Source organism: Pseudanabaena sp. PCC 6802 (assembly GCF_000332175.1).
In the GTDB taxonomy this organism is placed as follows: Bacteria; Cyanobacteriota; Cyanobacteriia; order Pseudanabaenales; family Pseudanabaenaceae; genus PCC-6802.
Map to the genome: position 1 here is coordinate 1482629 of NZ_KB235914.1, position 6639 is coordinate 1489267.

3 protein-coding genes are annotated in these 6639 nt (G+C 54.8%); all 3 read right to left on the reverse strand.

The window, feature by feature from the left end:
• Positions 1 to 13: 13 nt before the first annotated feature.
• Positions 14 to 3157: an FG-GAP-like repeat-containing protein gene (locus tag PSE6802_RS31050; protein ID WP_051050573.1), complete on the reverse strand. Its 3144-nt coding sequence runs from the start codon at positions 3155 to 3157 to the stop codon at positions 14 to 16.
• A 197-nt stretch (positions 3158 to 3354) separates the two neighbouring features.
• Positions 3355 to 4101 carry a calcium-binding protein gene (locus PSE6802_RS33400; RefSeq protein ID WP_019500318.1) on the reverse strand — a complete coding sequence of 249 codons (747 nt, stop codon included), beginning with the start codon at positions 4099 to 4101 and terminating at the stop codon, positions 3355 to 3357.
• Between the two features lie 228 nt (positions 4102 to 4329).
• The coding region (locus PSE6802_RS31055; protein ID WP_019500319.1) for a beta strand repeat-containing protein at positions 4330 to 6639 on the reverse strand (2310 nt) is incomplete at its 5' end.

Here is a 6639-nt window from a genome sequence, read left to right on the forward strand (position 1 = left end):
TGAAGGGTTGAGGCTAGAAGGTTTGGAAGGCGGGATTGACACCAGTCCCTGTTACTGCCCAATCGGCTGTTGTGGCACCGCTGGTATCGCCCGTGCGCGTCACTGTGAAGGTGAAAGCTTTGGTACCGCTATTGCCTTCGGTTGCAGTGGCGCTAGCATCGGCAGCGATCGCTAGAGCTGTGTCATCGTTTTGAATGGTGCCATTAGCCGTTGCTGTTGCGATCGTAGCTGCAGCAGATGGATTGGAGAGCGTGACAGTGAAGTTCTCATCTGGTTCTATTGTGGTGTCACCGCTGACGTTTACGGTAATCGTTTTGCTGGTCTCATTGGCTGCGAAGCTAACCGTGCCCGTGGGAAACGTGCCGCCGAAGTCGGTGGCATTGGCGGGATTGACACCAGTCCCCGTCACTGCCCAATCGGCTGTTGTAGCACCACTGGTATCGCCCGTGCGCGTCACTGTGAAGGTGAAAGCTTTGGTACCGCTATTGCCTTCGGTTGCAGTGGCGCTAGCATCGGCAGCGATCGCCAGAGCCGTGTCATCGTTTTGAATCGTACCCGTAGCAGTGGATGTTGTGATGCTAGCCCCAGAAGCGTTGGAAAGGGTGACGGTGAAGTTCTCATCAGGTTCCACAGTCGTGTCACCGCTGACGGCAACGGTGATGGTTTTGGTCGTCTCATTGGCAGCGAAGCTAACCGTACCCGTGGGAAGCGTGCCACCGAAGTCAGCAGCATTGGCGGGATTGCCACCAGTCCCTGTTACTGCCCAATCGGCTGTTGTGGTTCCACTGGTATCGCCAGTGCGCGTCACTGTGAAGGTGAAAGCTTTGGTACTGCTATTGCCTTCGTTTGCAGTGGCACTGGCATCGGCGGCGATCGCTAGAGCTGTGTCATCATTTTGGATCGTACCCGTAGCAGTGGATGTTGTGATGCTAGCCCCAGAAGCGTTGGAAAGGGTGACGGTGAAGTTCTCATCAGGTTCCACAGTCGTGTCACCGCTGACGGCAACAGTGATGGTTTTGGTCGTCTCATTGGCAGCGAAGTTGACCGTACCAGTGGGCAGCGTACCGCCAAAGTCAGCAGCATTGGCGGGATTGCCACCAGTACCCGTCACTGCCCAATCGGCTGTTGTGGTTCCACTGGTATCGCCAGTGCGCGTCACTGTGAAGGTGAAAGCTTTGGTACCGCTATTGCCTTCGGTTGCAGTGGCGCTGGCATCGGCAGCAATCGCTAGAGCTGTGTCATCGTTTTGAATGGTGCCAGTCGCAGTAGCGGTAGTAATGTTTGCTCCAGATGCGTTGGAGAGCGTCACCGTAAAGTTCTCATCTGGTTCGACAGTCGTGTCGCCGCTGACATTGACTGTAATCGTTTTACTTGTCTCGTTGGCAGCGAAGTTAACAGTGCCCGTGGGAAACGTGCCACCGAAGTCAGCAGCATTGGTGGGATTTCCACCAGTCCCTGTTACTGCCCAATCGGCTGTGGTGGCACCACTGGTATCGCCCGATCTCGTCACTGTGAATGTGAAAGCTTTGGTGCCGCTATTGCCTTCGGTCGCAGTGGCGCTGGCATCGGCAGCGATCGTGACGATGGGGAGAGTGGGAACTGTAGTATTGAGCAGCACCGATACGTTGTTGGAATTCGCATTCGCCACCGCCAGGTCGGCGAGGCTATCGCCATTGAAGTCCCTCACTGTCACGGAAATAGGAGTACTTCCTGCCGCGAAGGTAGTCTGGTCAGCGAACCCGCCACTGCCATTCCCCAACAGCACCGATACGTTGGCGGAAAAAAGATTCGCCACCGCCAGGTCGGGGCGGCTATCACCATCGAAGTCCCCCACTGCTACGGAAAAAGGATTACTTCCTGCCGCAAAGGTAGTCTGGTCAGCAAACCCGCCACTGCCATTCCCCAACAGCACCGATACGTTGTTGGCATCCGCATTCGCCACCGCTAGGTCGGGGCGGCTATCGCCATTGAAGTCTCCCACTGCCACGGAAACAGGATTACTTCCTGCCGCAAAGGTAGTCTGGTCAGCGAACCCGCCACTGCCATTCCCCAACAGCACCGATACGTTGGCGGAAAACCGATTCGCCACCGCCAGGTCGGGGCGGTTATCGCCATTGAAGTCCCCCACTGCCACGGAAAAAGGAACATTTCCTGCCGCAAAGGTAGTCTGGGCAGCGAACCCACCACTGCCATTCCCCAACAGCACCGATACGTTGGCGGAAAAAAGATTCGCCACCGCCAGGTCGGAGCGGTTATCGCTATTGAAGTCCCCCACTGCCACGGAAAAAGGAATATTTCCTGCCGCAAAGGTAGTCTGGGCAGCAAACCCGCCACTGCCATTCCCCAACAGCACCGATACGTTGTTGGAACCCCGATTCGCCACCGCCAGGTCGGGGCGGCTATCGCCATTGAAGTCCCCCACCACCACGGAACTGGGAGTATTCCGCACCGCAAAAGTAGTCTGGGCAGCGAACCCGCCACTGCCATTCCCCAACAGCACCGATACGCTGGCGGAATTCGCATTTGCCACCGCCAGGTCGGGGCGGCTATCGCCATTGAAGTCCCCCACTACCACGGAATAAGGATTACTTCCTGTCGCGAAGGTGGTCGAGGCACTGAAACTCACCAGTACCCCTGGATAAGCCTGCTGCGCCTTGTCGTTAAAAGCTAGCGCTTCTATGCGATTCCCCTTCCCATCCTCAATCCGCCAACTTCCACCTAGAGCTGCGTTTCCCACCTTACCCCTTGCCGCCGCTACCCTTGCCCCAGTTTGTGCGCTCAGGTTAGTAATAAAATTGCGGTCTTGCCCCACCTCGCAGGCATAGATCGCGAGTTCGCCGATGCCCCACGCCTGTAGTTGCGCCTGATACTGGCTCAGGTTGGTGCGATTCAGTAACGTCTGCCCCAGTTCCAACTGACCCATGCCGTCATAGCTACCATGACAAACCAGGTGGAGCGATTTCGCGGGAGTTGCTGCCAATGCGCGGCTAATTTGCGCGATGCTGTCTTCGTCTTCATTCAGCCGTAACACCTCTGTGCCAGCTACTACTCCCGCGAGCAATACTTCAGGATTTTTGATGTTGGGGGCAATGACCACCAGCATGTTTGTCCCAGCAAGAGCAGTCTGGTTCTGGCGAGCAATAGGACAGAGTTTCATAATTCAGCGATGTTATTCTCGGGATAGACGTGTTTCTCGCCATATTCTACCCATTTAAAGAATTAGGAATAGCACCGTCACAAAAAATTGTAGGGAATTACCTATTATTTAGATTTTTCTAGCCATTTTTCTAAATCAGCCACATCCGTACTAAAACTGTCTCTAGCGATCGCCCCTTATTTCGCATCAGCCTGGGCTTAAACCGCAACGAAAGAGAGCGCTGTGGGAACGTTACCCTGCACCACGGCAACCAGATCTGAGCCGAGATAAAGCGCCGTACCGGAAGCGATCCCTGGTGGTCTGGCTCCGCCGATCGTCAATGGTTCGCTCGCACGGACTTGAATCAGATCGCCAGCACCAAAGTCAGTAATGAGGACATAATCAGATATCCCATTCCCGAGATAGTAAGTTCTGGTGCTATCGCCGAGGATGAAGCGATCGCTCCCACTATTTCCGGTTAATCTATCTATCTCACCAATTCCAAAGCCGCTCGCAGGATCGACCCCTGTCAGAGTGTCGTTGTCGCCTTCTCCCAATAGCGTATCGTTGCCCAATCCGCCCGTAAGAAAGTCGTTACCCAAACCGCCGTCGATGGAATCATTGCCAGCCAGACCGGATAAGGTGTCCAGACCGCCCAAGCCGGAAATCGTGTCGTTGCCTGCACTGCCTGTCAGAGAATCGTTGCCAGTACCGCCGACAATGATATCGTCGTTGACAATTCTGCCTGCGGCTGAGTCATCAGCAATAATCGCTCCATTTCTGGCATCGGAGAGCGTAATGGTGAAGTCCTCATCGGCTTCGACAAGAGCATCTCCTCTAACATTGACCGTGACAATTTGACTGGTCTGGAACGGACTAAAGCTAAGCGTTCCTGACGGCAGCGTACCGCCAAAGTCCGCAGCATCAGCAGGAGCAGCTCCGTTGCCCGATACTGCCCAGTTCACGCTGTTCGTACCTGTGATGTTGTAGCACCACGTGTATTGCCAGGGCGGGTGTCAGTGAACGTGGAGTGTTTCGTTACCGCAATTACGCTCTGTGGCAATGGCTCTGGCATCTGGGCGGATGTACTAAAGCTGTGTCATCGTTTTGAATGGTGCCAGTCGCAGTAGCGGGTATCCAATGTTTGCTCCATGATGCATCGTCGAGAGGAAGTCCTAAGTTATCATGTGGTTCTAATGTGGTGTCACCGCTGATAGTTTACGGTAATAAGTTGTTCTGCTCTCATTGGCAGCGAAGCTAACCGTACCCGTGGGAAGCGTGCCACCGAAGTCATCGACATTGGCAGGATTGCCACCAGTCCCTGTTACTGCCCAATCGGCTGTTGTGGCACCACTGGTATCGCCAGTGCGGGTGACAGTGAACGTGAAAGCTTTGGTACCGCTATTGCCTTCGGTTGCAGTGGCGCTGGCATCGGCGGCGATCGCTAGAGCTGTGTCATCATTTTGAATGGTGCCAGTAGCAGTGGATGTTGTGATGCTAGCCCCAGAAGCGTTGGAGAGAGTGACGGTGAAGTTCTCATCTGGTTCTATTGTGGTGTCACCGCTGACGTTTACGGTAATCGTTTTGCTGGTCTCATTGGCAGCGAAGCTAACCGTGCCCGTGGGAAACGTGCCACCAAAGTCAGCAGCATTGGCGGGATTGCCACCAGTCCCTGTTACTGCCCAATCGGCTGTGGTGGCACCACTGGTATCGCCAGTGCGGGTGACAGTGAACGTGAAGGCTTTGGTACCGCTATTGCCTTCGGTTGCAGTGGCACTGGCATCGGCGGCGATCGCCAGAGCCGTGTCATCATTTTGAATCGTACCCGTAGCAGTGGATGTCGTGATGTTAGCTCCAGATGCATTGGAGAGAGTGACAGTGAAATTCTCATCTGGTTCTATTGTGGTGTCACCGCTGACGTTTACGGTAATCGTTTTGCTGGTCTCATTGGCGGCGAAGCTAACCGTGCCCGTGGGAAGCGTACCGCCAAAGTCAGCAGCATTGGCGGGATTGCCACCAGTCCCTGTTACTGCCCAATCGGCTGTTGTAGCACCACTGGTATTGCCAGTGCGGGTGACAGTGAACGTGAAGGCTTTGGTACCGCTATTGCCTTCGGTTGCAGTGGCACTGGCATCGGCGGCGATCGCTAAAGCTGTGTCATCGTTTTGAATGGTGCCAGTCGCAGTAGCGGTAGTAATGTTTGCTCCAGATGCATTGGAGAGAGTGACGGTGAAGTTCTCATCTGGTTCTATTGTGGTGTCACCGCTGACGTTTACGGTAATCGTTTTGCTGGTCTCATTGGCGGCGAAGCTAACCGTGCCCGTGGGAAACGTGCCGCCGAAGTCGGTGGCATTGGCGGGATTGACACCAGTCCCTGTTACTGCCCAATCGGCTGTTGTGGCACCGCTGGTATCGCCCGTGCGCGTCACTGTGAAGGTGAAAGCTTTGGTACCGCTATTGCCTTCGGTTGCAGTGGCGCTAGCATCGGCAGCGATCGCTAGAGCTGTGTCATCGTTTTGAATGGTGCCATTAGCCGTTGCTGTTGCGATCGTAGCTGCAGCGGATGGATTGGAGAGCGTAACGGTGAAGTTCTCATCTGGTTCTATTGTGGTATCACCGCTGACGTTTACGGTAATCGTTTTGCTGGTCTCATTGGCCGCGAAGTTAACAGTGCCCGTGGGAAACGTGCCGCCAAAGTCAGCAGCATTGGTAGGATTGACACCAGTACCTGTCACTGCCCAATCGGCTGTTGTAGCACCACTGGTATCGCCAGTGCGGGTGACAGTGAACGTGAAAGCTTTGGTACCGCTGTTGCCTTCGGTTGCAGTGGCGCTGGCATCGGCAGCGATCGCCAGAGCCGTGTCATCATTTTGAATCGTGCCATTAGCTGTTGCTGTTGCGATCGTAGCTGCAGCGGATGGATTGGAGAGCGTAACGGTGAAATTCTCATCTGGTTCTATCGTGGTGTCACCGCTGACGTTTACGGTAATCGTTTTGCTGGTCTCATTGGCTGCGAAGCTAACCGTGCCCGTGGGAAGCGTACCACCAAAGTCAGCAGCATTGGCGGGATTGCCACCAGTCCCTGTTACTGCCCAATCGGCTGTTGTGGTTCCACTGGTATCGCCAGTGCGCGTCACTGTGAAGGTGAAAGCTTTGGTACCGCTATTGCCTTCGGTTGCAGTGGTACTAGCATCAGCGGCGATCGCTAGAGCTGTGTCATCGTTTTGAATGGTGCCTGTAGCAGTAGCGGTAGTAATGTTTGCTCCAGATGCGTTGGAGAGCGTCACCGTAAAGTTCTCATCTGGTTCGACAGTCGTGTCGCCGCTGACATTGACTGTAATCGTTTTACTTGTCTCGTTGGCAGCGAAGTTAACAGTGCCCGTGGGAAACGTGCCACCGAAGTCAGCAGCATTGGCGGGATTGCCACCAGTCCCTGTTACTGCCCAATCGGCTGTGGTGGCACCACTGGTATCGCCAGTGCGGGTGACAGTGAACGTGAAGGC

What these genes read in the sequence shown, in the direction of transcription:
- PSE6802_RS31050 (WP_051050573.1), bottom strand. Translation starts at nt 3,157, where the DNA reads ATGAAACTCTGTCCTATTGCTCGCCAGAACCAGACTGCTCTTGCTGGG.